Source organism: Nostoc sp. (genome assembly GCF_036917975.1).
Taxonomy (GTDB): Bacteria; Cyanobacteriota; Cyanobacteriia; order Cyanobacteriales; family Nostocaceae; genus Nostoc.
Genome location: NZ_JBALEJ010000022.1, coordinates 194,135 through 220,486, shown reverse-complemented (window position 1 = coordinate 220,486; position 26,352 = coordinate 194,135). Strand labels below are relative to the sequence as shown.

32 protein-coding genes are annotated in these 26,352 nt (G+C 43.1%); 27 read left to right on the top strand and 5 right to left on the bottom strand.

Features of this window, described 5'->3' with window-relative positions; all coding sequences use genetic code 11:
• Positions 1 to 600: 600 nt before the first annotated feature.
• The gene (locus V7K76_RS08020) at positions 601 to 885 is read right to left on the bottom strand and encodes a DUF427 domain-containing protein (RefSeq protein WP_179068312.1); all 285 of its coding nucleotides are present in this window, start codon (positions 883 to 885) and stop codon (positions 601 to 603) included.
• A 114-nt stretch (positions 886 to 999) separates the two neighbouring features.
• Here V7K76_RS08020 and V7K76_RS08015 point away from each other — a divergent pair, with 114 nt between their 5' ends.
• The 7 genes from V7K76_RS08015 (at position 1,000) to V7K76_RS07985 (ending at position 6,521) form a co-directional block, all read left to right on the top strand.
• Entirely contained in the window at positions 1,000 to 1,158 is a 159-nt protein-coding gene (locus tag V7K76_RS08015; RefSeq protein WP_334778493.1) for a hypothetical protein, read from the top strand.
• Positions 1,159 to 1,607: 449 nt separating this feature from the next.
• On the top strand, positions 1,608 to 1,832 hold the full coding sequence (locus tag V7K76_RS08010; protein ID WP_334778492.1) for a hypothetical protein: 225 nt from the start codon (positions 1,608 to 1,610) through the stop codon (positions 1,830 to 1,832).
• A gap of 73 nt (positions 1,833 to 1,905) precedes the next feature.
• Complete coding sequence (locus tag V7K76_RS08005; RefSeq protein ID WP_334778491.1) at positions 1,906 to 2,274, top strand: hypothetical protein; 369 nt, start codon at positions 1,906 to 1,908, stop codon at positions 2,272 to 2,274.
• A gap of 424 nt (positions 2,275 to 2,698) precedes the next feature.
• A complete protein-coding gene (locus V7K76_RS08000; RefSeq protein WP_442936251.1) occupies positions 2,699 to 3,928 on the top strand; it encodes a damage-control phosphatase ARMT1 family protein in 1,230 nt (409 codons plus the stop codon).
• Between the two features lie 126 nt (positions 3,929 to 4,054).
• On the top strand, positions 4,055 to 4,270 hold the full coding sequence (locus tag V7K76_RS07995) for a hypothetical protein (protein WP_292843976.1): 216 nt from the start codon (positions 4,055 to 4,057) through the stop codon (positions 4,268 to 4,270).
• Between the two features lie 7 nt (positions 4,271 to 4,277).
• Positions 4,278 to 4,703 carry a type II toxin-antitoxin system VapC family toxin gene (locus V7K76_RS07990; protein WP_334778489.1) on the top strand — a complete coding sequence of 142 codons (426 nt, stop codon included), beginning with the start codon at positions 4,278 to 4,280 and terminating at the stop codon, positions 4,701 to 4,703.
• Positions 4,704 to 4,952: 249 nt separating this feature from the next.
• Positions 4,953 to 6,521 (top strand): metallophosphoesterase family protein, encoded by a 1,569-nt coding sequence (locus tag V7K76_RS07985; RefSeq protein WP_334778502.1) that lies wholly within the window; start codon positions 4,953 to 4,955, stop codon positions 6,519 to 6,521.
• Positions 6,522 to 6,753: 232 nt separating this feature from the next.
• Here V7K76_RS07985 and V7K76_RS07980 read toward each other — a convergent pair whose 3' ends face one another.
• Entirely contained in the window at positions 6,754 to 8,100 is a 1,347-nt protein-coding gene (locus V7K76_RS07980) for an ABC transporter substrate-binding protein (RefSeq protein WP_334778501.1), read from the bottom strand.
• 166 nt (positions 8,101 to 8,266) lie between these two features.
• Here V7K76_RS07980 and V7K76_RS07975 point away from each other — a divergent pair, with 166 nt between their 5' ends.
• The 3 genes from V7K76_RS07975 (at position 8,267) to V7K76_RS07965 (ending at position 9,990) form a co-directional block, all read left to right on the top strand.
• Positions 8,267 to 9,025 carry a YebC/PmpR family DNA-binding transcriptional regulator gene (locus tag V7K76_RS07975; RefSeq protein WP_334778488.1) on the top strand — a complete coding sequence of 253 codons (759 nt, stop codon included), beginning with the start codon at positions 8,267 to 8,269 and terminating at the stop codon, positions 9,023 to 9,025.
• A gap of 224 nt (positions 9,026 to 9,249) precedes the next feature.
• Positions 9,250 to 9,438, top strand: a complete 189-nt coding sequence (locus tag V7K76_RS07970; protein ID WP_334778487.1) for a hypothetical protein — start codon at positions 9,250 to 9,252, stop codon at positions 9,436 to 9,438.
• 171 nt (positions 9,439 to 9,609) lie between these two features.
• Entirely contained in the window at positions 9,610 to 9,990 is a 381-nt protein-coding gene (locus tag V7K76_RS07965; protein ID WP_334778486.1) for a nuclear transport factor 2 family protein, read from the top strand.
• A gap of 122 nt (positions 9,991 to 10,112) precedes the next feature.
• On the opposite strand, the gene V7K76_RS07960 is transcribed toward V7K76_RS07965, so the two are convergent.
• Both V7K76_RS07960 and V7K76_RS07955 read right to left on the bottom strand, forming a co-directional pair.
• Positions 10,113 to 10,427 (bottom strand): RNA recognition motif domain-containing protein, encoded by a 315-nt coding sequence (locus V7K76_RS07960; RefSeq protein WP_334778485.1) that lies wholly within the window; start codon positions 10,425 to 10,427, stop codon positions 10,113 to 10,115.
• A gap of 264 nt (positions 10,428 to 10,691) precedes the next feature.
• Complete coding sequence (locus V7K76_RS07955; RefSeq protein ID WP_334778484.1) at positions 10,692 to 11,234, bottom strand: phycobiliprotein lyase; 543 nt, start codon at positions 11,232 to 11,234, stop codon at positions 10,692 to 10,694.
• Positions 11,235 to 11,976: 742 nt separating this feature from the next.
• On the opposite strand from V7K76_RS07955, the gene V7K76_RS07950 reads away from it, so the two are divergent.
• Positions 11,977 to 13,425 (top strand): efflux RND transporter periplasmic adaptor subunit, encoded by a 1,449-nt coding sequence (locus V7K76_RS07950; protein WP_334778483.1) that lies wholly within the window; start codon positions 11,977 to 11,979, stop codon positions 13,423 to 13,425.
• Between the two features lie 68 nt (positions 13,426 to 13,493).
• The gene (locus V7K76_RS07945; protein WP_334778482.1) at positions 13,494 to 16,778 is read left to right on the top strand and encodes an efflux RND transporter permease subunit; all 3,285 of its coding nucleotides are present in this window, start codon (positions 13,494 to 13,496) and stop codon (positions 16,776 to 16,778) included.
• Positions 16,779 to 16,850: 72 nt separating this feature from the next.
• Here V7K76_RS07945 and V7K76_RS07940 read toward each other — a convergent pair whose 3' ends face one another.
• Positions 16,851 to 17,327, bottom strand: coding sequence for an NAD(P)H-quinone oxidoreductase subunit N (locus V7K76_RS07940; protein ID WP_334778481.1), 477 nt, complete (start codon positions 17,325 to 17,327; stop codon positions 16,851 to 16,853).
• 987 nt (positions 17,328 to 18,314) lie between these two features.
• On the opposite strand from V7K76_RS07940, the gene rplC reads away from it, so the two are divergent.
• The 15 genes from rplC to rplF all read left to right on the top strand — a co-directional run bounded on the left by rplC (position 18,315) and on the right by rplF (position 26,352).
• A complete protein-coding gene (gene rplC, locus V7K76_RS07935; RefSeq protein WP_334778480.1) occupies positions 18,315 to 18,947 on the top strand; it encodes a 50S ribosomal protein L3 in 633 nt (210 codons plus the stop codon).
• Between the two features lie 149 nt (positions 18,948 to 19,096).
• Positions 19,097 to 19,735 (top strand): 50S ribosomal protein L4, encoded by a 639-nt coding sequence (gene rplD, locus V7K76_RS07930; protein ID WP_069070797.1) that lies wholly within the window; start codon positions 19,097 to 19,099, stop codon positions 19,733 to 19,735.
• Positions 19,728 to 20,042 (top strand): 50S ribosomal protein L23, encoded by a 315-nt coding sequence (locus V7K76_RS07925; protein WP_179068331.1) that lies wholly within the window; start codon positions 19,728 to 19,730, stop codon positions 20,040 to 20,042. The genes rplD and V7K76_RS07925 overlap by 8 nt, the downstream gene beginning before the upstream one ends.
• Before the next feature lie 140 nt (positions 20,043 to 20,182).
• A complete protein-coding gene (gene rplB, locus V7K76_RS07920) occupies positions 20,183 to 21,046 on the top strand; it encodes a 50S ribosomal protein L2 (protein WP_334708512.1) in 864 nt (287 codons plus the stop codon).
• 143 nt (positions 21,047 to 21,189) lie between these two features.
• Positions 21,190 to 21,468, top strand: coding sequence for a 30S ribosomal protein S19 (gene rpsS / locus V7K76_RS07915; RefSeq protein ID WP_012410721.1), 279 nt, complete (start codon positions 21,190 to 21,192; stop codon positions 21,466 to 21,468).
• A gap of 176 nt (positions 21,469 to 21,644) precedes the next feature.
• Positions 21,645 to 22,001 (top strand): 50S ribosomal protein L22, encoded by a 357-nt coding sequence (rplV, locus tag V7K76_RS07910; protein WP_334778479.1) that lies wholly within the window; start codon positions 21,645 to 21,647, stop codon positions 21,999 to 22,001.
• A gap of 53 nt (positions 22,002 to 22,054) precedes the next feature.
• Positions 22,055 to 22,837 (top strand): 30S ribosomal protein S3, encoded by a 783-nt coding sequence (rpsC, locus tag V7K76_RS07905; protein ID WP_334730164.1) that lies wholly within the window; start codon positions 22,055 to 22,057, stop codon positions 22,835 to 22,837.
• 104 nt (positions 22,838 to 22,941) lie between these two features.
• On the top strand, positions 22,942 to 23,367 hold the full coding sequence (gene rplP, locus V7K76_RS07900; RefSeq protein WP_179068333.1) for a 50S ribosomal protein L16: 426 nt from the start codon (positions 22,942 to 22,944) through the stop codon (positions 23,365 to 23,367).
• Between the two features lie 3 nt (positions 23,368 to 23,370).
• On the top strand, positions 23,371 to 23,598 hold the full coding sequence (rpmC, locus tag V7K76_RS07895) for a 50S ribosomal protein L29 (protein ID WP_179068334.1): 228 nt from the start codon (positions 23,371 to 23,373) through the stop codon (positions 23,596 to 23,598).
• Between the two features lie 6 nt (positions 23,599 to 23,604).
• Positions 23,605 to 23,853 carry a 30S ribosomal protein S17 gene (gene rpsQ / locus V7K76_RS07890; RefSeq protein WP_094349093.1) on the top strand — a complete coding sequence of 83 codons (249 nt, stop codon included), beginning with the start codon at positions 23,605 to 23,607 and terminating at the stop codon, positions 23,851 to 23,853.
• A 46-nt stretch (positions 23,854 to 23,899) separates the two neighbouring features.
• On the top strand, positions 23,900 to 24,268 hold the full coding sequence (rplN, locus tag V7K76_RS07885; protein WP_069070772.1) for a 50S ribosomal protein L14: 369 nt from the start codon (positions 23,900 to 23,902) through the stop codon (positions 24,266 to 24,268).
• The gene (rplX, locus tag V7K76_RS07880) at positions 24,268 to 24,621 is read left to right on the top strand and encodes a 50S ribosomal protein L24 (protein ID WP_094349094.1); all 354 of its coding nucleotides are present in this window, start codon (positions 24,268 to 24,270) and stop codon (positions 24,619 to 24,621) included. Before rplN ends, rplX begins: the two co-directional genes overlap by 1 nt.
• A gap of 111 nt (positions 24,622 to 24,732) precedes the next feature.
• Entirely contained in the window at positions 24,733 to 25,281 is a 549-nt protein-coding gene (rplE, locus tag V7K76_RS07875; RefSeq protein WP_104906405.1) for a 50S ribosomal protein L5, read from the top strand.
• Positions 25,282 to 25,301: 20 nt separating this feature from the next.
• Complete coding sequence (gene rpsH, locus V7K76_RS07870; RefSeq protein ID WP_094349096.1) at positions 25,302 to 25,703, top strand: 30S ribosomal protein S8; 402 nt, start codon at positions 25,302 to 25,304, stop codon at positions 25,701 to 25,703.
• Between the two features lie 100 nt (positions 25,704 to 25,803).
• Positions 25,804 to 26,352 (top strand): 50S ribosomal protein L6, encoded by a 549-nt coding sequence (gene rplF, locus V7K76_RS07865; RefSeq protein WP_334778478.1) that lies wholly within the window; start codon positions 25,804 to 25,806, stop codon positions 26,350 to 26,352.

Here is a 26,352-nt window from a genome sequence, read left to right as displayed (position 1 = left end):
AATATCGTATTTGGGTACTTCAATATCGTATTTGGGTACTTCAATATCGTATTTGGGTACTTCAATATCGTATTTGGGTACTTCAATATCGTATTTGGGTACTTCAATATCGTATTGAGGTACTTCAATATCGTATTGAGGTACTCCGATATCGTATTTGGGTACCCCGATATCGTATTTGGGTACTCCGATAAGTTACACAAATTTTTGCATGGCTAAAAGCAACAAAAATTAGTCAATAAAGATGAGTGGTATTCAGTTAAAATATATAAGGCTAATATCCCAGACTTTTTAAATTTTGACAAACTCATCCAAATTTTGAGAATAGTACCCGAACCAAGTGCGATCGCACTATTTAAAATCAATTTGTAAATATTGTAAATAGTTTAAATAATTAGCCCGTACAGGCGGGCTAATTATGTTATGGGTAATTAGTCGAACAGAACACAATACAGTTCAGAATGAGCAAAAAAAACCTCATGTAGAGACGCGATTTATCGCGTCTTGAAAGACCAATTATCTACACCAGTAACTCTTAACTGAACTGTATTAGGACATAATATCAATTCCCTGAAACGAAAATACTTTCAGGAAACTTTATTATGCCTCAACTTTCACACCCTTCCAGAAGGCCACATAACCTTCAATATTTTTAGCCTTCTCCTTGGTGCTGGGATAATACCAAGCAGCATCTTTATTGATTTGCCCATCAACTTCGATACTGTAGTAACTGGCAACACCTTTCCAAGGACAAGTCGTGTGGGTGTTACTCTCTGCGAAGTACTGTTTGTTAATGGTGTCAACAGGGAAATAATGGTTGCCTTCCACAACTACAGTATTATCGCTCTCGGCTAAAACAGCACCATTCCAAATTGCTTTTGGCATAAATGACTTTGTAAATAAACTATACATATAACATTTTGACACTATCAGCTTATTTGTAGTGAATTTATAGAACCTGCTACCCTGCCAAAAGAGTTCAGAAGTCACGAAAAGGTAATGGGGAGCATCCCACTTGCATATCATTGCGACCATAACGAAGTGAAGCGATCGCAAAATCTTCAACTAAGAGCGAGTCCATGCGATAGCTTAGTTGTTCTTCCTCTCTACGAGACGCTAGGCGATCGCAATGATAGTTATTCTCTGATTATAAGATAAAAACTCGGATATATCCAAGGTAATGGGTTGCAGAATTTTCTTTTAGCTATTAATTACAATCACTTTTAGTTATGGATTTGAAAATTAAAAGCATTTGCTTATACCGAGAAGATTTTATAGCATATTGATATGGAAAGTTAATTAGTCCAAACAAAGTTGGATTTTGGTTTATAACTTGAATAGAAAATGTCTAGAAGAAAGATATATCAGCGAAGCCTGTGGCGAGCTACGCTAATGCACCTTCTAGAAATACTTCCAAACTAAGGATTTTATTTAGAATATCTTTGCATTTTTTAAGTTATTACTAAACCTTCTTATAATTCCCATTTGGGTAATTAACAAATCAACCTGTCAGGTGAACTGATCCTAAAAAGGTTGAGATTAATAAAACAGTGGACTCTATGACTAGAGAATACTGATTGCATTTTCTTCTAATTGAGGATAACTCTATGAAACTCACAAACTTGATAAATTATCCATATATTGTTGCTTGGATTAATTCTATGCCTAAAATCACTAGTCTTCATCCAGTTAAGAATCACAATAGCCCATCAATAAACACTGTCGTCAACTCTAACAATTTCCCTAAAAATTCTACAAATGCCAATTACCTCAAACCCTTTGACACTGCTTTTATTGCCTATTACATGATGGGTCTTGGTGATTTTGAATGATTTAAGTTACTTCTATGCTTTCGATCTGTAATTTACATAACAACACTAATTAATCTCTAATGAGGAGAAAATTATGAAACTCACAACCTGGTTAAATTCTGCACTTATCATTACTTCTATTGCTTTTATCCCTGGAATTGCTGGCGCTCAAGCAGCTAATACTAACAATGGTGGTGGACAAATAAATACAGATACCAAATATCTGCAACCCTTTAATATTGCCTTTCTCGCTTATCAAGGTTATTTAAAAGAGCAGGGTATTCCCAGTGGGGGCGCTTTGTTATTTAAATACCAAAGCGGAAACCTGACAGCCAAAGATATAGTTCAGGCTGCTGTCAAGGCTAATAAGTTACCAGCGCAAGTTTTGAATGATTCAAGTTACCTCAACGCGCTCGATTCACAGCTGACATCATTGGGCAGTATTAATGATTTATCTAACTAGTACAACACGGCATGAAAGGGAGTGGGGAGTAGGGAAACTAAGAAAGCTTTTCCGAAAAGCGGGGTTTCAACCAATATGCGATACAAGGATTTTTTCTCTGACGAGATGCTGTTCGCGTTCGCGCCACTTGCAGGCGTTAGCGTGTAGCGGGACGTACCCCTACGGGGATCTTGCTACGCGGTAGCGTCTCTAAGAGTTGTACGGCTTTAAACCTAAATCGAGGGCTAATTTCTTCCCCTACTCCCTACTCCCTACTCCCGCCCCGAAGGAGTGGTGAAATCAATCTCCGCATATCGTATAGAGATGCTTTGTTTGCAGCCATCGGTCAATTTATCCCGCTTTTGAGTTGATTTGACAATTCTCCCACCTCATTTTCACACTCAAGTTAGAATAACTAGAAATATGAGGATAAGAAAAGTTTGTGGTGAATATATCCCACATCCCCAAATTGCCCATACCACCGTCTCTTTTGGGGTCAGAAATCGGTTCTTTTACTGAGTTTACCGTTACTCAACGAATGCCTGCGATCGCTCGCCGAGTTATCGCCGAAAATAATTTCTCATCTGAGATTAATACCAGCTTAGAAAACCTGGCTACAGAACTGCCAACAGGATTTTTACAACCTCTTGTAAATGACACTGCTGGAGATTTTTCTGCCTGGAATATATATTTAGAATTCTACAAGGGTCAGCGTTGGGTAGATGTTCCCTGGTTTTTTGCCGAAACTTATTTTTATCGATTAATTCTGGAAATTACCGATTATTTTCGCCCTGGTGTATGGGAAGGTGTCGATCCATTTGAGTTACAAAAATCTCAAGGCTTGGAAGCATCTCTAGACTCGATTATTTTGTTATCCGAACAAGTCAACAATTGGTTAGATAATTCCCACTTAGGGGAAAAATCAAACCAAACAGCTTTAATTGCACTGTTATATTTTGCTTTGTGGGGAAATCGAGTTGACTTGAGTTTATGGTCAGCATTCGAGAGTGACCGGAGTCGTTTTGATATTCAAACCCAACTAGCTCACATCTTAGTAAATGATGCCTCCCAAGTCACGGAATTGTTAATTAGTTCTCATGGTGGACGAATTGATTTTGTTGTAGATAATGCTGGTTTTGAACTTGTTTGTGATCTATCTTTAGTGGATTTTTTATTAAGTAGCGGACTGGCTAATCAGGTTTACCTACACTTAAAGCCACATCCGACTTTTGTATCTGATGCCATGATTAAGGATGTACGTTACACAATAAAATTTTTAGCTGCTACTGGAAATCAACAAGTTATATCCTTTGCTCAAAGATTGCAAAAAAATATTGCATTAGGGCATTTAGTACTATCTGAAGATTACTTTTGGACATCGCCTTTAGCATTTTGGGAAATACCTAACTCACTCAAAAATGAATTAGCCAATGCGAGTTTAGTTATAGTCAAAGGAGATGCAAATTATCGCCGATTATTAGGCGATCGCCACTGGAATTTTACCACCAGCATTGCAGATATAGTTTGTTATTTACCCGTGCCAATGGTAGCTTTACGTACCCTCAAATCAGAAGTAGTAGTAGGTTTGAAACCAGAAGTTATTGAGGAAGTAGCAAAATCTGACTCTTCTTGGTTGACAAATGGACAGTGGGGTGTAATTCAGTTAGTAGTTTAGGCAATTTTGAAAAATTGAGATAATTTGTAAGAGAAGTATACGTATCTTCACTACTTATAGCGTCGTCTACCCTACCCGTAGCACTATAAGCAGCTTAGGATAGACTAGAAGCAATTTTTGAGGAAAATGGTAGAAAAAATCACAGCTGTCTTTAATGGCAAAGTGTTCTATCCAGCTGAACCGATCGCACTGCCAATCAATACCCGCGTGCGAATGAGCATTGAAATTTTACCGCCAAGCGAACATGAAACGGTATCATTTTTGCAGACGGCGCGATCGCTCAATCTTGAAGGACCGCCTGACTGGTCTAGCAATATAGATAAATATTTGTATAGTAAGTAAACTTTTCATGCATTCTGAAGTCTTTCTGGATACATCATTTGCCATTGCCTTATCTGCGCCGAGCGATCGCCTGCATGACCGAGCCTTGCATCTGGCTAAAATGTTACAAGCAGCAGAAACTCGTTTGGTGACAACACAGGCGGTAATGTTGGAAATTGGCAATGCCTTATCCCAACAACCTTACCGTCAGGCGGCAATCATATTATTAAATTCTCTAGTAGCAGACTCTAAAGTAGAAATTGTCCCCCTTTCCCAGGAACTCTACGAACGTGCTTTTCAGCTATATCGGGAACAAACAGAGAAAGAATGGGGATTTGTCGATTGCATATCTTTTATTGTCATGCAATATAGCGGAATCACTGAAGCACTGACCGCCGATGAGCATTTTCAACAAGCAGGCTTTCGAGCATTATTGCGGGAGAATTTGCCGTAGGGATGGGGATTGGGGACTGGGGACTGGGGATTGGGAATTGGGGACTGGGAATTGGGACTGGGAATTGGGACTGGGAATTGGGACTGGGAATTGGGAATTGGGAATCGGGAATCGGGAATTGGGCATAAGAAAGAAGCTTGTTCAATAATTTCCTCTTGTCCCCAGTCCCTAATCCCCAATCCCCAATCCCTAATCCTTATTATTTCGTTACAATCGGTGTGTGCGTTAGGCATTCAAGAGTTATCAGCCATGAAATTGATTTCCGATCCACCGATTCCTGTGAAAATTCAAAAGATGAAGGAACGGGTGCGGTGGATGCATCCAAGTTTTGTGCAACGGGGAATTGACCAAACCAGTCTAGTTATTGACGATCGCAGAGAAGATAATCCAGAATTTTCCTTTATGGTTATCGGTGATTCTGGCACTAAATCCCATTCTCGATACCATCCCCAACGAAAAGTTGCCGAACTGATGCTGACTCACCGCGATGATTGCAGTTTTGTGTTGCACACAGGCGATGTTATCTATGTGGTGGGTTCCCAAGAATATTATTCAACAAATTTTATTGAGCCTTATCGGGAATTTCTTGTCGGTGGTGACAACCCGAAAAGCATTCCTTATGACCGCATGGTGTTTAATCTGCCGTTCTTGCCAGTACTCGGTAATCATGATTACTACGATGTGCCGTTGATGTACCGTTTATTTACTGGTACAACATCCTCACTACGTCACCTGTTCCGCTACAAAGATACAGAGATTGGCTGGCATGGATCGTATCAAGGTAACGCCTATGCACGGGCATTTATGGATTACACTCAGGCGATATCTCCACAAGAGTTAGAACGTCATTTAGATCGGCACTACACCGCGAAGACCGACACAGGGCGATGTTTGCGTTACGAACCTGGACAGTTTACCCGCTTACCCAATCGCTATTACACTTTTCGTTACGGTGGGATTGACTTTTTTGCACTGGATTCTAATACCTTTAATACACCGTCACCTCTACCTGCAACTCAAGAGGGAGAAATTTACCGTCGGGAATTGCAAAAACGTCGCCATGAAATCGATCGAGAAGAATTGCAGATTTTAAAAATATGCGATCGCCTCAACCCTGATAAACCCACCGAAGCGGAACAACTCGATGACCTTAGCGCCAAATTAGACCAAATCAACGAGATTAAAATCGACATTGAAAAACAACTAGCATCTCAGAAAATGCCTGCGATCGATTTTGAACAACTTGAATGGTTGCGAAGCAGACTAATCGAATCTTGGAATAACTCTGAAGTGCGCGGACGTGTAATCTTTTTCCACCATCCCCCATACGTCACAGAAGCTACCAAGTGGAATCAGGCACAAACCTTGGCGGTTCGCCACCGCTTGCGCTGGGTGTTTGAACAAGTTGCAGAAACTCTTGGTTCTTTAATTAAAGAACGTCCCATAGTTGATTTGATTTTAAACGGTCACGCTCACTGTTTGGAGCATCTTTGCACAACTGATACCGGATTTGCTGACTCCCACATTAATTGCATTATCTCTGGCGGTAGTGGTCATCGTCCCCGTTATCAACGGCGAGGGGGGACTGAATTGATGGAGACTTTTACGGAAATTGCAGGTAAACCCAGCCGGAAAGTTGCAGATTCAATGCTTTTTGTGGGTCGTCATGACTACAATTTCCAGAACCGACTGCCTTACTCATGTGTGCGGATTGATGTTCTGGATGGTAGCCCGCCCAAGTTTATCATCAGACCGCTAATTACTGAACGGGTTGAAGATAAATGGCATAACACTGAACTTGAACCTTTTGTGATTTAAACGGGATGTGCGCGATTAATAGACGCGATGAATTATAAACCAATACGGTTCAGTTAACATTTGTCTCTTTTCTCAGTGCCCTCTGCGTCTCTGTGGTAGCCTGCGGCAAGCCGCTCCGCGTCTACGTTAAAAAAATTGGCTTTGACAAAGGATTTTAGTCTTAACCCAAGCGTATTGAATTATAAATGTGATTAACAGACGCGATGAATCGCGTCTCTACAAGTTAACCATGTCACTTAAAAATCAAATCTAAACGCTGCTGAGTTACTTTGAGTGATTCTGCTGGCGAACTTTTGCCCAACAATACAGATTCAATTGCCCGACCTACACTGTCAGAAATCCGATTGTAACCGGGAAATATTGGACGCGATCGCCCGTATTTAGCTTGATCTAAAAATACCTTCACCTGTGGGATTTTTTTGATAAAATCCTGATATTTTTGACTTTCACGAGACTTCAAATTCACTGGTAAATAGCCAGTTCCCAATGCTAGTTCTGTCTGAAATTCTTCACTCAAAGCATATTCGACAAACTTAAATGCTGCTCTTTGGCGTTCTAGCGTGGTTTTGAAAAAGAAGAGATTCTCACCGCCAATAATAGTAGCAGGTTTCTGCCCAACTGGAATGGGAAAGACATCAAAATCGACACCAGTCTTTTGAAATTCTCCCAGAGTCCAAGGGCCATTTAATTGCATTGCAACTTTGCCAGTCAGCAAGTCATCTGTTTCATAACCTCGTTCCGGCCCAGATAAAATAGCGGAACCATCCGTAATTAAATTGCGCCAGAATTGCAAAGCTGCGATCGCCCCTTGATTATCTGACAAATTTACTGCTGCGGCATTTTGTGAATCACCACTCACCAAATCACCGCCACCACTCCACATAAACGGTAGCCAGGTGAATACTGTAAATTCTCCCTTCCCCAAAGGCAGAAACATCCCATATTGATCGGTTCGCCCATCACCATTGGTATCACGAGTTAATTTTTTGGCAACTTGTCCAAACTCTTGCCAAGTACTGGGTAATTCAGTAATTCCCGCAGCCTTAAACAAACTCGGACGGTAAAAAATACCAACGTTATTCGTCGCAAAGGGCACAGACCAAATCTTACCGTTGTATTTCATTGATCCATACAAAGCCGGGTCAATTTCGGCTTTGACTGGAGATTTTTCCAGCATTTCATCCAAAGGTAAAAGCGCATCGAGTTCTACTAATTGACCTGCGATCGTCGGATTGTACCACAACAAATCTGGAGGTGCGTTTCCTACCACCGCCGCTAAAATTTTGGGCGTTTGCTGATCCTGTTGCCCAATATAAAGCGACTCTACTTGAATATCTGGGTGGGATTGATTAAACTTATCTACCAGCTTTTGCAGCACATCCCGATTTGGCGGCGGATTGACACCTTGCCAAAGAGTTAAATGAATTACTTTATCTTCTTTAATACCAGGTAAGATACTTTGACATCCAACTAAAGCTAGTATGCCCACCAATAATACAAGCAGTAAGCTCCGAAAGTAGCGTGACACTTTCTTGATTTTTCGCTTGGCATGGCGAGGAGGGTTAAAGAAATCGTGCATAATATTCATTAAATTGGGTATTGGGCATTGGGCATGGGGCATTGGTTACTTCCTGATCTCCCTCATCTCCCCCTACTCCCCACTCACTTTTACCAAATGCACCTTTGCATCGGTGTAAAAGTTAGATATATCCTAATCTTCAATAGAGTTTTGATAATTTCAAATTATGGCAGGACATAGTAAATGGGCAAATATTAAGCGCCAGAAGGCGGTAGTAGATGCAAAAAAGGGAAAAACCTTTACTCAGTTATCCAGGGCGATTATTGTTGCAGCTAGAAGCGGTGTACCAGATCCAGCTTTGAATTTTCAACTTCGCACGGCAATTGACAAGGCAAAGGCTGCGAGTATCCCTAATGATAATATTGAACGAGCGATCGCTAAAGGTGCAGGCACTTTTGGCGGCGATAATGCTACTTTTGAAGCGATTCGCTATGAAGGTTACGGCCCCGGTGGTGTAGCGATTTTAATCGAAGCCCTTACAGATAATCGCAATCGCACTGCTGCTGACTTGCGTGTAGCTTTTAGTAAAAATGGTGGCAATCTTGGTGAAACAGGTTGCGTTAGCTGGATGTTTGACCAAAAAGGCGTTTGTGTTGTGCAGGGTGTGGTTGACGAAGAACAGCTTTTAGAAGCATCCCTTGAAGGTGGTGCCCAGTCTTATGAGATGACTGAAGATGAGATAGCTGAGGTATTTACTGACATCGGAAATTTAGAAGCCCTTAGCCAAACACTAAAAGAGCAAGGTCTTAAGGTAGTTGATGCCGAATTGCGCTGGATTCCTAGTAATAGTGTAGAAGTTACCGATCTCAATCAGGCGCGATCGCTTTTCAAGTTAATTGATACTCTAGAAGGCTTGGATGACGTGCAAAATGTCACAGCTAACTTTGAAATAGCAGAAGAATTGATGGATATCAGCATTTATTAATCAAAATTAACATAAACATCAGATCAAATTACAGTTGCCTGGCTCTGATGTCAAAAATATTACACGTATATATAAATACTAGCAAGTATTCCTACCACAGTATTGCACATAAGTCCTGTATCTACGGATGTAAAAATAGACATGAAAGATTCATATCAATTACAAACTTATGACATACGCCTATCGGATAGTTAGATTGTTGATTACCTGATGAGGATTTTCAAGTGAATAAGTTCGCTCAAGCTTTACTTTTGGCTCTTGTATTTGCTGCTCCTGTAACCGTTTTTGCATCTCAAGCTCAAGCGAAAACTATTCATCACGCTAGCGTCAAAACTGTTAAACATCATCGCATTAAACTTCACAAAGCCAACAAGCGTCATGCTAAAAACCTAACTCATAAAACTCACGTATAAATAGTTACTATTAGTCGTAAAATTTCCTAGTAGCTCCGTAATCAAGTTTAGTGTTGGTTTATCTGAAAAATAATTGTATTATTTAACCCCGCTGGAATCCCTACCAATCAGCGGGGTTTTTTATTAACTTGCTCATGAGGACGCGATCGCGTAGAAATCAAAGTTAAGCTTATGAAAGCAGATTATTTAGAAGAATCACTTCTTCGTCAACTAGAGGAGCGTTTGCTTCAACCTGATGTCCGAAAATCAGCTAAAGATATCATGGACTTACTTGCTGATGAGTTCATTGAGATCGGAAGCTCAGGGCGTGTTTTCGATAAACAGCAAATTATCGAGAGCTTGCAGAATGAACCCATAGAACCCCTGATTCAAAGATCAATCACAGAATTTAAAACATTAGTTTTAGCAACAGGGGTTATTTTAGTAATTTATCGTATAGTTAGACACATATCTGGTGAACAGCCTGTTCATTCACTGCGAAGTTCTATTTGGAAATTGAACAACGATCAATGGAAAATGATCTTTCATCAGGGCACTTTAGTCAGAGAATGATATGGGCGGTATGATAAGTAACTACCCGAAATTATTTAGAGTCAAGTTTTGCACAGAAAAGGCTCAAGCATTGCTGCCTGAGCCTTTTCTAGATTCAATTAAGTTACTTTCGTCTACTTAACTTAGTAGCGGTTGTTCCGGTTGTAGCCGCCGCCACCGCCACGATTACCACCACCAAAGGAACCACCTCTGTCTTCTCTAGGCTTGGCTTTATTCACTTTGAGGTCACGACCAAGCCATTCAGCACCATCAAGGGCTTCAATGGCTTTTGTTTCTTCATCTTCTGAATTCATTTCCACAAAAGCAAAGCCGCGTAAACGACCTGTTTCACGGTCTGTAGGTAGTTGAACACGCTTAACAGTACCATATTCTGCAAATACAGCACTCAAAGCATCTTGTGTAACATCATAGGAGAGGTTACCAACGTAAATTGACATCAAATGTCTCCAAAATCATAAGTTTGTAGAGATTTAGATTTCGGAGAGAAGTCTGTAATACCAAAAGGAAAAAGCCTGTCAATACTAAAAACAAACACTGTCGCCGAATTAATTCTCATTTCACTTTCCATGATGACATAGCAACTAACTTTCTGCGTAAAAGTTTGAAAAACTGTTATAAAAAGTTATATGAGCAGTTGACAGCTAAGTGCTGGCTAGTGCCAAAATGGGTGAGGCTATAACGAACCACACCCACGAGTTAAACTAACTCTCCACTCTCTTTTCTAAATATTGACCAATCATCAACTGCTCACCAGCACGAGAGATAATGGTTTGTCTGGTGCGGTATTTGCTGCCAATTAGCTTTAACTCTTCTTCAAAGACTGAACCGTTGTATTCAGTTCGCAAACACATTGTTTTAGGGTTGGAGAAATAATAGTGGGCGGTAACTGGTTTGGATATGGCAAAACCGCGATCGCGATATAAAATATTTCCCACAGCCCCAAATAATGTAGAACCTTGTGACTCTTTCCTGGACTTCAGTACATCTGTACTTTCCCATGTAACTGCTGCACCACAAATTAAGCTACCTGTATCATACAAATCGTGCATCTGAGCCAGCTTTTGCAATTCATCACAACCCTGCTTGAGAAAATTGATCGTAACTATACTCTCCATCTCCTTGGTTTCTCCCTCAGGTAGGCTGTAATAGCGTCGTTGCGATCGCCACTTACCCACTGATTCCTGGAAAAATTCGGAAATCTGTGCTTCGTCAGAGGTTTGGGCAATTTTTAGCAATGATGTCACTTGTAACTTTCCTGACTTAATATTTGGTGGTTCTAATATATATCGCCCTTTTTTTGGCTGTATATGCGATGTCTACGACGGGCTACGCCTATGCCTGTTTAAAATCTTACAGCATCAAAAAAAGCAACTTATGTTTACTATTCTTAATATATTAGATTAAGCGTAAAAATTACCAATCATTTTGTTATGGTCAGTCTGGCAATGTCAGCCTAAGTATAGTTATTAGGACTTACGCACTGTACAAATTTATCGTGATGTGTATTAACGAAAATGTGTTGCTTCAGGCTTTTCTAAATTATCCTTATGATTGCCAATAGACCACGCTGTAGGGGCAATTCATGAATTGCCCCTACGAAAAATATGGTTTTTGACCTCTTACATATTTGGCGTTTATTATCAATGCGTAAGTCCTAGTTATTTAATACTGCCTATTTTAGAAACAGGGTGTAAAAATCCCGTATCTTCAGTAAACGCAAGTCTTCTACTAAGGGCAGATTGCAAGAAATTTAAAAATATTTATACTGAGTTAAGAATTGCATCGACAGCTAAAAAGCTGCCGACTCAATGTAATGAGTTAAAGTGGTGAGAATTTTTTTGAATAAAAAGTAATTTTTGATACAAAATTCTGCAAGAAGATAGCTAATTGACTCTCGCCGCTTTTCACTATTCATAATGTCTCAAAATTACTTGGTAACGCACGGCAGTTTAAACCCAAAAAGCTCCCCAAATACTAGAAAAATAAATGATTTTGGACAGAAAGAAGCCGCACAAGCAGGTGAAAATCTCACCTTTGGCAGCCGCTAACCAGGTAATTAATGCCCAGTTAGATTCAGTTATAAAAACTGATATGGCTGTTGTAGATACAAAGAGTCGCGTTGACACAAAAGGGTCTTCCCCTTTCACATCCATATTATTGATTCCCTGTTTGCTGGGCATAGGACTGCTGACAGCGAATTGTGGATCGCTGCCCAAGGAAGAAGTGGCTGATGCCCAATCTCAAAGTCCGGGTAGTGGACAACGTGGTGGTGCAACGGCTGTAGATGCGGCGATCGCTCGAACTGATACGCTGCAAACACAACCAGAATACACAGGTAACACAACACCCTTTCGGATTGTATCAGTGCGATCGCAAGTAGAAGCTCGGTTGTTGGCTTTGAACCTTGATGTTGGCGATACAGTAAAACTTGGGCAAAACGTCGGGCAGTTAGATGATGCCATCCTTTCGACCCAATTAAAGCAAACAGAAGCGGAGCTAGCAGCCCTCAAATCAGAAGTAGCGAGGGCAAACAATCAAGTAAGCAATGCCCGTGTAGATGTTGAACGGGCGCGGTTAGAGGTTGTGCAAGCCCAGGCAGACTCAGAACGACAGCAGAAGTTATTCAAAGCTGGAGCGATCGCCGAACAAACTGCCCAGCAAGCACGTACCCAGGCAAAAACAGCCGCCCAGGCATTGCGCGCAGCCCAAGAGCAAGTCCGTACAGAACAGCAAGCCGTCGCCGCCGCCCAAGGTAGAGTACTTGCTCAACAGGCATTGGTTGCTCAAACCAAAGAGCGCAGGTCTTACGCTCGATTGACATCCCCTATCACTGGTATAGTCACAGAAAAGGTGACAGAACCAGGCAATCTTCTGCAAGCAGGTAGCGAAGTCTTGAAAATTGGCGACTTTAACCGTGTCAAAGTCGTTGTCCAAGTTTCTGAATTAGAACTGGCACAAATTCAGGTTGGGCAGTCTGTACAAGTCCGCTTAGATGCCTTCCCCAAAGAAACATTAATTGGCAGAGTTACGCGCATTTCTCCAGCTGCCGATGCCACAGCTCGCTTGATACCTGTAGAAGTAGTGATTCCTAACACTCAAGCCAAGATTGGCAGTGGATTGCTGGCGCGAGTCAATTTTCAAACCCAGACTCAACAGCGCGTAGTAGTGCCGCAAACAGCGATTCAAAAACAAGCAGGGGCGGCAAAGGAAGCAGAAAAAGAGCAAGAAAACCCATCGGGAACGCTATTTGTGGTGAAAGACACAGAAGGCAAGACGAAAGTAGCGACACGTGCAGTTACTTTAGGACAAAGGGCTGATGGGAGAGTAGAAATTTTATCCGGTTTGCAAGCGGGAGAACGCTATGTTGTTCGGAGTGGTAAGCCGTTAAAAGAAGGTGACACTGTAAGTCTTTCAATTCTTTCAGAAAAGCAATAGTCGGGTGAGCAATAACCACCATACCAAAGAAAAAAGTACTCAGTAGTCAGCACTTATCACTTAGTATCATGCAACAGGCAAACAATAATAATGGCAATAGCGGATTTAGCCTCAGTGCGATCGCTATCCGCCAACACATTGGCACACTCATGCTTACCGTGGCAGTAATTGTCATTGGGGTATTTTTTCTCACAACGATCCAAGTCGATCTCCTACCGTCAATTACCTATCCACGAGTTAGTGTCCGGTTAGAAGCCCCTGGTATTTCACCGGAAGTAGCAGTAGATGAAATCACCAGACCCTTAGAAGAAACTTTATCAGCTACCGAGAATGTAGTACAGGTTTTTTCTCGGACTCGTGAGGGACAGGTAAGCCTCGATTTATACTTCCAACCAGGGGGCGATATTGACCAAGCCCTAAATGATGCTACTGCTGCTTTTAACCGAGGTCGGGGGCAACTGCCAGATACGATCGAGGAACCGCGCTTATTTAAAGTCGATCCCTCCCAATTACCAGTTTATGAATTGGCGCTGACATCTCCTTCATTGCCAGGGAAAGATTTACGCGTATTTGCTGATGAAGAATTAACCCGTGAACTCAGTGTCGTGCCGGGAGTAGCTTCAGTTGACGTATCTGGTGGTGCAGAGGAAGAAGTAAGAGTGCTTGTTGACTTAAACCGATTGCAAGCTTTGGGTGTCGGGTTAAATGATGTCTTAAATGAATTAACAGCCCGTAACCAAGATACTTCTGGTGGTCGGATTCTAGGGCAAAATTCCGAGCCATTAACTCGGACTGTTGGACGCTTCCAAAATGCCAAGGAAATTGAAAACCTTTCTTTGAAAGTTTCCTCCCCTGCCTCCCCTGCCTCCCCTGCTTCCTCTGCACCTTCCCGCCGCGTCTACTTGCGAGACTTTGCAGAAGTAATTGACGATACAGAAGACCAGCGAGTATTTGTTTACCTCAACCGTCAGCCTGCGGTGAAATTTTCGATTCAAAAGCAGCCGGAAGCCAACACAATCACAGTTGTAGATGCTGTGAAGCGGCGAATTGAACAGTTACGACAATCGGGTTTAATTCCAGCAGACATGACTTTGAGTCCCACCACAGATGAATCTGTCTTCATCCGCAATTCTTTAAATGATGTCATCTTTTCGGGGATTTCCGGGGCATTGTTAGCAGCAGCAGCAGTGTTGTTATTTTTAGGATCGTTCAGGCAAACATTTATTATCAGTTTGACGATTCCGTTGTGTACTCTGGCAGCGATCGCTTTAATGAGAATATTTGGTTTAACCTTGAATGTTTTTAGTTTGGCAGGTCTGACATTAGGAGTTGGACAAGCAATTGACACATCGGTTGTGATCCTAGAAAACATTTCCGAAAAAACAGGCATGACTCCCAATCAGAGAGAGATGGAGGCAGGGGAGCAGGGGAGCAGAGGAGCAGAGGGGCAGAGGAGAAATTCAAGATTCTTTATTGACAGTGCGATCGCAGCTTCCCAAGAAGTAGAATCTGCTTTAGTTGCTGCTACAGGTGCTAATTTAGTTTCTGTAGTGCCATTCCTCTTAATTGGCGGCTTTATTGCACTGCTATTTAATGAACTGATTCTGACAATTAGCTTCGCAGTCGCAGCATCCCTTATTGTTGCGATCACAATAGTACCGATGCTGTCTTCTCGACTCTTGGGAATTCCTTGGTCTAGTCGGATTAGTGAATTTTGGCTGCTTAGACAATTTAATCACCGATTTGAAGATGCGACGCGGGGATACGGTAACTTCTTAACCAAGGTTTTACGCTATCGGCTTTTCGTAGTAACTGCTGCTTTGCTAATTTTAGGCGGCAGTAGCTTCTTGATGTTTGGTCAAATTCCCCAAGAAATTTTACCCCGCATCAGTACTGGTCAAGCTAACTTAAGAGCGCAGTTTCCGCCCGGTACACCTTTAGCAACCTCTGAAAAAGTTATGCAAATTGTCGATGACATTTTGCTCAAACAACCAGAAACCCAATCTGCTTTCACAACTGTGGGTGGTAATTTATTTGGTAGCAGTACTACAGAAAATCCTTTACGTGCCAGTAGCACCATCAATCTTAAACCAGGCACAGATGTCGAAGCCTTCGTCAAAAAAGTAACTCAGGAATTTAACAAACTCAACTTAGCAGGAATTCTGCTGCGCCTCAATCCTGGTCAGGTGCGGGGTTTAATCTTGAGTAATTCTCCAGTGCAAGGGTCAGACGTTGACGTGATTCTGCAAGGTGAGAATGAAGAAAACTTAACCCAAGCAGGCGCACAAGTGCTGCAAGCATTGCAAGAAAGGGCAAAATTAGCGACATTCCGACCAGATGCCGATGCTAGGCAACCAGAAATCCAAATTCGCCCCGACTGGGAAAGAGTTTCAGCTTTAGGATTGAGCGCCAGCCAAATTGGTGCAACAGTTCAAACAGCAATTGAAGGTTCAGTCCCCACGCAAATTCAACGCGGGAATCGTTTAGTTGATGTGCGGGTGCAGCTAAATAAAGAAGCGATTCAGCGTCCTTCTCAGTTAGAGCAATTACCGCTATTTACAGAAAACAATCAACTAATCCGGCTTTCAGATGTTGCGAACATTCAAGAAGGTCAAGCACCTGGTGAGGTGCAACGAATTAATCAACGCCAAGCTTTTATTGTGGCAGGAAATCTCACCGAGGGAGCTAGTCTTAGTGAAGCGATCGCAGAAGTAAACGAGGTACTCCAGGATGTAGACTTACCTGATGGCGTTTCCATTGTGCCTAGTTCTGCCCAAGAAACTAATCAGCAACTTCAGGATGCTTTAAAAACTTTGGGGGCTTTGGCGACCTTCTTGATCTTTGTAGTTATGGCGGTGCAATACAATTCCCTAATTGACCCATTGGTAATTATGTTCACCGTACCACTAGCCTTAGCTGGGGGAATTTTTGGACTTTACATTACCCAAACTTCAATTGGTGCAACTGTAATTGTTGGTGTCGTGCTGCTGGTGGGAATTGTGGTGAATGCAGGGATTCTCATGGTGGAACTAGCAAACCAAATTCGAGACGAAGAAGGTTGTAGTCGCCAAATTGCCATCATGAAAGCTGCTCCTCAACGCTTGCGCCCAATTATCATGACTACAGTCACCACTATCTTAGGACTGTTCCCTTTGGCATTAGGTATTGGCGAAGGTTCTGAGTTTTTGCAGCCATTAGGGATTGTAGTTTTCTTTGGGATGGCGATCGCAACGATGCTGACACTATTTATCATCCCCTGTTTTTATATTCTGCTGCACGATTTGCTTGGTGGAAATTGGGCGAAGCCAGTGTTAACCCGATTGCGTGGATTTAAGAAAAAACTTACCAGCTAACGATCGCTGCTGATTGAATTGAGTCATTAGTCATTAGTTATGAGCAAATGACTAATGACTAATGACAAAGGACTAACTAGCTAACAGAGTTTTTTCTAGAGAAGTCCAACGGAAATAGCGATCGCCACCTCTCTCAATAATGACTTTCACTCGTGGTTCTAGCTGAGGCAAATTCGTTAAATACTCAATTTCTTCATTAGAAAGAATGTGCCCTTCAATAATCCACAAGACCAGCCCCTTTGACTTTGGTGATAGCTGTTCTAGATGAGAATTGAGAATTGGCGGCAGATAATAAACCTGACCCACTGCTGCACCACTACCAGTGCTTTTTTTCCCAAGATGAGGAGGTCTGACTCCATGAATTCTTGTGAGATACGCAGCTACGTCACCCAGTCCTTTAGCGGTAATGTGGAGGGTAGTATAGCCAGCTGCCCGTATTCGGCGCTGATATCGACCTTCATAACCCCCTTCCAGAGGTACATACACACCAAGAGCGCCAAATTTTTCCAGATCGCGGATTAAACCGTTGCCAGTGGTAATTAGTGCCATAGATTTTCGTCTTATCCCACTTAGATATCTCTATTATTTACCCTGAACCGATAGATTCAAAGCATTTTTTTGGGCATTGGGCATTGGGCACTTGTACTGAGCGCAGTCGAACTATGGGGCATGGGGCATTGGTTATTAACTCTTTTCCCCCTGCTCCCTACTCCCTATTCCCCACTCCCCATTCTTCAAAAATAACTCTCTAAATTACTAGACAAACCTAAATAAATAATTTATATTATTAGATTGTGACCAAAAACGCAAATTAGGTTGACTTTTTACTGTCATTCTGAGGTAGTGTTAGCATCAAAAGCTGATGACTTAATCCAAATTGGATAATCTAACTCAGATTGATCATAGACTGGTAAACTAAGAAAGCTTTCAGGTCAACATTGGAGCTGATAGACGAATAACCAAAGCGAATCCTAAGCTCCAGGGTAAGTTTACTCCTGCGCCTCTGAAAAAGTAGGCAAAGTCTTAAACAATAGTTTAAGGTATTTAAGGAAGTAAAACTGAGCAGCAATGTTGGTTTCATGGCATTACGTCAGTCTCAGTTAACGGATACTGGGCGGTAAAAACCGCTTAAGTCCAACTGCAACACGGCAGTAGCCAATCTCCGGGAACCCGTCTCATAGGCGTGTGAAAATCGGAAACCCCGCCGACAGCGCTGCCTCCAGAAAGTGCCAGAGCAATTGCTTGGACGAAAGCATTGCTGCACACAGCCTAAAGCTGTAGCGCCTTGCATTGATTCCAGAAGTTACTCCTTCCCAATGGGAAGGGACTTGTGGCTGTTCTGGTGATCTAGTGAGTGAAGCTAAACAGATTCACCAAGCAGTACGGACACGGTTTGTTGTGTCCGAAAGCATTTGGAGCGGTTTATTAAAGCCATTCCAAATTTCGCAGGCTAACCCAGCCTAAACTGATGCGTACAAAGCGTGTCCTCTAGAGTCCAATTCCAAGGTCAGCAAGTAGAAAGGAGAACCAGTTATTGTGTCTGTAGGTATTCTCGGCACCAAGCTGGGCATGACCCAAATCTTTGACGAAGCAGGAGTAGCTATTCCTGTGACTGTCATTCAAGCAGGGCCATGCACCGTTACACAAGTTAAAACGAAAGAAACCGACGGTTATTTTGCCATTCAAGTTGGTTATGGCGAAGTTAAACCCAAGGCACTAAACAGACCACTACTGGGACATTTGGCTAAATCATCCGCCCCAGCATTGCGTCACTTAAATGAATATCACACCGATAGCTCTAGTGATTATGCTTTAGGTCAACAGATTAAAGCAGATATTTTTAGCGCAGGTCAAATTGTCGATGTCGTAGGCACAAGCATCGGTCGCGGCTTTGCAGGAAACCAGAAGCGCAATAACTTTGCTCGTGGGCCAATGTCACACGGTTCCAAAAACCACAGAGCGCCCGGATCAATTGGTGCTGGTACAACACCAGGTCGTGTCTATCCAGGTAAGCGGATGGCAGGGCGTTTAGGTGGAAAACGCATCACAATCCGTAAATTGACGATAGTGCGAGTTGATTCAGAACGCAACTTATTGCTAATTAAGGGAGCCATTCCTGGTAAACCAGGCGCTCTAGTCAGCGTTGTGCCTGCAAAAGTAGTGGGATAGTCAAAAGTCATTAGTCAGAAGTCATTAGTCAGTAGTCATTGGCTAAAGACAAATGGCATAAAGACAAATGACAAATGACGCCACGTGCTTCATCTGGGGAGACCCCAAGACCGCAGTGGCTCACAAATGACAAAGGACAGATAAGAAAAATGGTTGAAAGCGTAGTTAAAAATTGGCAAGGAGAACAGGTCGGCGAGACGACCTTCGAGTTGCGCGTTGCCAAAGAAGAAACAGCGTCTCATATTGTGCATCGCGCCTTAGTACGGCAATTGACCAATGCTCGTCAAGGAAATGCCAGTACAAAAACTCGTGCTGAAGTCAGAGGCGGTGGCCGGAAACCTTGGAGACAAAAAGGTACTGGTCGCGCTCGTGCCGGGTCTATTCGTTCTCCATTGTGGCGTGGTGGTGGTGTGATCTTTGGGCCAAAACCCAGAGACTTCAACCTCAAATTGAACCGCAAAGAGCGACGTTTGGCATTGCGGACAGCATTTGTCAGCCGTATTGACGACTTGATTGTAGTAGAAGAATTTAGCACCGAGCTATCTCGCCCCAAAACTAAAGAATTAGTGGCAGCCCTTGCCCGTTGGGGAGTAGTACCAGAAAGCAAGGCACTGTTAATTTTGTCTGAGATTGCGGATACAGATAACGTTTATTTGTCAGCCCGCAACATTGAAAATTTAAAACTAATTGCAGCCGACCAGCTAAATGTTTTTGATTTACTGCACGCTGACAAAATTGTAGTTACGGCATCAGCCCTAGAAAAAATTCAGGAGGTCTACAGTGCCTAGCTTTGACCCCCGTGATCTTGCCGACTTAGTACGTCGCCCAATCGTTACCGAGAAAGCGACCATCTTGATGGAACAAAACAAGTACACCTTTGAAGTAATTCCCAAAGCATCAAAGCCAGAAATCAAGGCTGCGATCGAAGACTTATTTCAAGTCAAGGTTGTAAAAGTCAACACCATCTTACCACCACGTAAAAAGCGGCGCGTTGGTAAATTTATTGGTTATAAACCCCAATATAAACGAGCGATCATCACTGTCGCACCTGGGGATGAAGACAAGATTAGACAAGTTCTATTCCCAGAAGTCTAGGAATTTTAGATTTTAGATTTTAGATTGAGGAGTTTACTGAATAAGTACCAAAGATGGTCGTAATTAATTAAACACTCATTAAATCCAAAATCCAAAATTCAAAATCCAAAATTAAGTAAATCCAAAATCCAAAATAGATTATGGGTACTCGCTCTTATCGCCCTTATACCCCCAGCACTCGCCAAGTTACAATTTCTGACTTTGCGGAAATTACCAGAACCGAGCCAGAAAAATCCCTAACAACCTCGAAGCATCGCGCCAAAGGTCGGAATAATCACGGACGGATTACTAGTCGTCGCCGGGGTGGCGGACACAAACAGCTTTATCGGATCATTGATTTTAAAAGGGATAAACATAATATTCCTGCCAAAGTCGCAGCAATTGAATACGATCCTAACCGCAACGCCAGAATTGCGCTTTTGTATTACCAAGATGGCGAAAAACGGTACATCCTTCACCCCAACGGGTTGAAAGTTGGAACAATAATTATTTCTGGACCGGAAGCACCTTTTGAAGATGGTAATGCCTTACCACTCTGGAAGATTCCTTTGGGTACTAGTGTTCACAACGTAGAACTGACTCCTGGTAAAGGTGGTCAAATTGTCCGTGCTGCTGGTGCTAGCGCTCAAGTTGTGGCAAAAGAAGGTAATTATGTAACTCTCAAGTTGCCTTCAGGAGAAGTCCGCTTGATTCGACGCGAGTCTTACGCCACCATTGGGCAAGTAGGCAATACCGACGCGAGAAACCTAAGTGCAGGTAAAGCCGGACGAAATCGCTGGAAAGGTCGCCGTCCTAAGGTTAGAGGTAGCGTCATGAACCCAGTGGATCACCCACATGGAGGTGGTGAAGGTAGAGCGCCTATCGGTAGATCGGGGCCTGTTACACCTTGGGGTAAACCTACATTGGGCGCAAAGACACGCAATCGCAAGAAACTTAGCAGCAAGTTGATTGTACGTCGTCGTCGTAAGTCTTCTAAACGCGGTCGCGGTGGTCGTGAATCATAGAATTTTAGATTTTAGATTTTGGATTTTAGATTGGGTCTACTTGTGAACATTGAAAATTTGTGAAACTTGATTCAGTCACCTTAATTATCCAAAATCCGAAATTCTAAATCCTAATTCCTAAATCCTAAAGCCAAAATTGAACTATGGGTCGTTCTCTAAAAAAAGGTCCCTTCGTTGCGGATCATCTTCTAAAGAAAATTGAAAAGCTCAACGACAACAACAGAAAAGAAGTTATTAAAACTTGGTCACGAGCTTCAACAATTTTGCCTCTAATGGTAGGTCATACCATAGCTGTTCACAACGGACGCCAACACGTTCCAGTTTTTGTAAATGAACAGATGGTAGGACACAAGTTGGGTGAATTTGCCCCGACACGCACCTACAGGGGTCATGGAAAAAGCGACAAAAAAGCGGGTAGGTAGTTATTAGTCATTGGTCATTTGTCATTGGTGAGCCAGTGCGGTCTTCTCCCAAGGGGAGACGCTAAGAGCGATGGGGGTTTCCCCCATGAGCAACTGGTGAACCCGAAGGGTCATTAGTTATTAGCTTTTGACAAAGGACAAAGGATAAAGGACGAAGGACAAAATTGGAGAAAATTATGGCTACTAATACTACTGAAGTAAAAGCGATCGCTCGTTTTATCCGCATCTCGGCTTATAAAGTGCGTCGGGTACTCGATCAAATCCGGGGGCGATCCTACCGAGAAGCGTTAATCATCCTGGAATTCATGCCCTATCGCGCCACTGAACCCATCTTGAAGGTTCTTAGAAGCGCTGCTGCTAATGCCGAAAACAATGCTGGGTTAGATCGGACTCAACTAGTGATTACTCAAGCTTATGCCGATCAAGGGCCGCCGTTGAAGCGGTTCCAGCCAAGAGCGCAAGGTCGAGCTTACCAAATTCGCAAGCCGACGTGTCATATTACTGTAGCTGTTGCAGCTGCTCCAGAAAAATAAGCACGTTTACACGAATAAATTGCGTAAAGTAAGAAATTTTAGAGGAAGCATTCGTGGGACAGAAAATTCATCCAGTTGGTTTTCGTCTGGGTATTACACATGAACATCAATCCCGTTGGTTTGCTGTTCCTGATCGCTATCCAGAACTTCTCCAAGAAGATTACAAACTCCGTCAATACATAGAACAAAAGCTGGGTAGACAGGCTCAAAACAACGCCGGAATTTCCGAAGTGCGGATTGAGCGCAAAGCTGACCAAATCGACTTAGAAGTACGCACAGCTAGACCTGGTGTTGTAGTGGGTCGCGGTGGACAAGGTATTGAATCCTTACGTACCGGACTCCAAGGACTGTTGGGTAGCAATCGCCAAATTCGCATTAACGTAGTTGAAGTGCAACGAGTTGATGCTGATGCCTACCTAATTGCTGAATACATTGCTCAACAATTGGAACGTCGGGTTTCCTTTCGGCGGGTAGTGAGACAGTCAATTCAACGTGCCCAACGCGCTGGTGTCCAAGGGATTAAAATCCAAGTCAGCGGTCGCCTCAACGGTGCAGAAATTGCCCGGACAGAGTGGACTCGTGAAGGTAGAGTACCTTTACATACCTTACGGGCTGACATTGACTACTCTTATTGCACAGCAAAAACTGTTTACGGCATTTTGGGTATCAAAGTATGGGTGTTTAAGGGAGAAATTATTCCTGGACAGGAACCAGATCCACTACCACCCGCAAGCCGCGATCGCGAACGTGAACCCCGCGATCGCGAACGTGAACCCCGTCGCCGTCAACAACAACGCCGTCGCCAGCAATTTGAAGACCGATCAAATGAAGGGTAAACGGGGACTGGGGAATGGGGACTGGGGACTGGGTAAGAATTCTCAATCCCCAATCCCTAATTCCCAATCCCTAATCCCCAGTACCTAGTACCCAGTAGCCAATCATGTTAAGCCCTAGAAGAACTAAATTCCGCAAGCAACAGCGCGGACGGATGGAGGGACTAGCCACCCGTGGTAGCACCCTTAACTTCGGTGATTTTGCACTCCAAGCTCAAGAACCTGCTTGGATTACCTCGCGTCAAATCGAGGCTTCCCGTCGGGCAATGACTCGTTATATTCGTCGGGGTGGACAAATCTGGATTCGGATTTTCCCTGATAAACCTGTAACCATGCGTCCTGCTGAAACCCGGATGGGTTCCGGTAAAGGTAATCCAGAGTTTTGGGTAGCTGTAGTCAAGCCGGGGCGGATTTTGTTTGAAATCGGTGGAGTTACTGAAGAAATCGCGCGTGAAGCGATGCGCTTGGCTTCATTTAAACTGCCCATCAAAACTAAGTTTATTGTGCGCTCTCAACCACAGGAGCAGGAGTAACTTATGCCTCTTCCCAAGATTTCAGAAGCTAGAGAATTAAGTGATGAGAAGCTCTCTGATGAAATTGTCGCAATCAAAAGACAACTATTTCAGTTGCGCTTGCAAAAAGCCACCAGACAACTAGAAAAGCCCCATCAGTTCCGACAATTGCGCCACCGCCTAGCCCAATTGCTGACGCTAGAAACAGAACGCAAACGGGCAGCAAGTCAATCGGCTAAAGAAAAAAAGTAGGAGATTATGGCAGTTAAAGAACGAGTTGGCTTGGTAGTGAGCGATAAAATGCAAAAAACTGTGGTAGTCGCCATAGAAAACCGCGCTCCTCACCCCAAGTACGGCAAGATTGTGGTTAACACCCAACGATATAAAGTTCACGACGAAGAAAATCAGTGTAAAGTAGGCGATCGCGTTCGCATTCAGGAAACTAGACCCCTGAGTAAAACCAAGCGCTGGAAAATCACAGAAGTCCTGAACGTCAAGCCTACTTAAACCTCATCGTTGTTAGAAACTAACAACATTACAAGGGAGAATAATTGTGATTCAACCCCAGACTTACCTGAATGTCGCAGATAATAGCGGCGCCCGCAAACTGATGTGCATCCGCATCTTAGGCGGAGGCAATCGCCGTTATGGTTTTATTGGCGATAAAATTATCGCAGTTGTCAAAGATGCTACACCCAACATGGCTGTTAAAAAGTCTGATGTTGTGGAAGCAGTAATTGTTCGGACTCGGAAAGCTGTAAGTCGTGACAGTGGCATGAGTATTCGCTTTGATGATAACGCCGCTGTAATCATCAACAAAGATGGCAATCCTAGAGGCACACGGGTTTTTGGCCCAGTTGCACGGGAACTGCGCGATAAAAACTTTACTAAAATTGTTTCTCTGGCTCCGGAGGTGCTTTAATGGCAACCAAACAAGGTACGCCCAAAGTATTCCATAAAATGCACGTCAAAACTGGCGACACCGTACAAGTGATTGCTGGCAAAGACAAAGGAAAAATTGGCGAAATTACTCAGGCACTTCCCCAACTGAGTAAAGTCATCGTCAAAGGTGTCAACATTAAAACCAAGCACGTCAAACCCCAGCAAGAAGGGGAATCAGGGCGAATTATTACCCAAGAATTCCCAATTCATAGCTCCAACGTGATGCTTTATTCCACCAAGCAAAACGTTGCCAGTCGTATTGGTTACACCTTTACCTCAGAAGGCAAAAAAGTCAGAAAACTCAAGAAAACTGGCGAAATTCTCGATAAATAAGAATTAGCCAACTTGAAATTTTAGATTTTAAATTTAATCCAAAATCCAAAATCTAAAATCCAAAATTAAAGTTTCCCTGACCAAGCCCAGGGATATCAGGACAAAAAAACTATGGCGACAACAAGACTCAAAACCTTATATCAAGAGACAATCGTCCCCAAACTGATTAATCAGTTTCAATATACCAACGTTCATCAAGTACCGAAGTTGGTAAAGGTTACGATTAACCGTGGTTTGGGTGAAGCAGCTCAAAATGCGAAGTCACTAGAGGCATCCATCAACGAAATTGCCGTGGTAACAGGTCAAAAACCAGTGGTGACACGGGCGAAAAAGGCGATCGCTGGCTTTAAGATTCGTCAAGGGATGCCTGTGGGGATCATGGTGACACTCAGAGCCGAACGGATGTATGCCTTTTTTGACAGACTAGTTAGCCTGTCATTACCTAGAATTCGAGATTTTCGCGGCGTTAGCCCTAAAAGCTTTGACGGACGCGGTAACTACACTCTAGGTGTGAGAGAACAGCTAATTTTTCCAGAAGTCGAATACGACAGCATCGATCAAGTACGTGGGATGGATATTTCCATCATCACCACAGCAAAAAACGACGAAGAAGGACGCGCCTTACTTAAAGAATTAGGAATGCCCTTTCGCGATCAATAAGTTCATCTATAGAGGGAACGATGGCGGCTAACGACACAATTGCAGATATGCTGACGCGCATCCGCAATGCCAACCTGGCGCGGCATCAAACTACACAAGTGCCAGCGACAAAATTGACCCGAAGCATTGCCAAAGTGCTACGGGAGGAAGGCTTTATTGCTGAAATCGAAGAAGCAGAAGAAGGGGTAAAACGCAATCTGGTGATTTCCCTGAAATACAAGGGTAAAAACCGTCAGCCTTTGATCACCGCCTTAAAGCGGGTCAGTAAGCCTGGCTTGCGTGTTTATTCAAATCGAAAAGAATTACCAAGGGTACTAGGCGGCATTGGCATTGCCATTATTTCTACATCCAGTGGGATTATGACTGACCGCGAAGCGCGGCGTCAGAACTTGGGTGGCGAAGTACTTTGTTACGTTTGGTAGTCACCAGAAGTGAGGAGTTAGGAGTGAGGAGTGAAAAGTTAGTTATAAAAACTCATAACTCATAACTCATAACTCATAACAGGATAAAGGACAAAAAGTCATGTCTCGTATTGGTAAACGTCCAATTACTATTCCCGCCAAAGTTCAAGTGGCGATCAATGGTACGAATATTGTGGTGAAAGGCCCGAAAGGAGAACTTTCTCGCACTCTCAGAGATAATGTCTCACTCTCTCAAGAGGGGGAAATATTACACGTAAATCGTCGGGATGAAACTCGGACATCGAAGCAATTGCACGGCTTGAGCCGCACTTTAGTTGCCAACATGGTCGAGGGAGTATCCCTTGGTTTTCAGCGCCGTTTGGAAATTCAAGGTGTTGGTTACAGGGCACAACTTCAAGGGCGTAACCTAGTTTTAAATATGGGTTATAGCCATCAAGTGCAAATTGAACCACCAGAAGGAATTCAGTTTGCCGTAGAAGGTACCACTAACGTCATTGTTAGCGGCTATGACAAAGAAATTGTTGGTAACACAGCCGCCAAAATTCGTGCCGTTCGTCCACCAGAACCTTACAAAGGTAAAGGCATTCGCTATGCCGGTGAAGTGGTCAGACGGAAAGCTGGTAAGACTGGTAAGGGTGGTAAGAAGTAG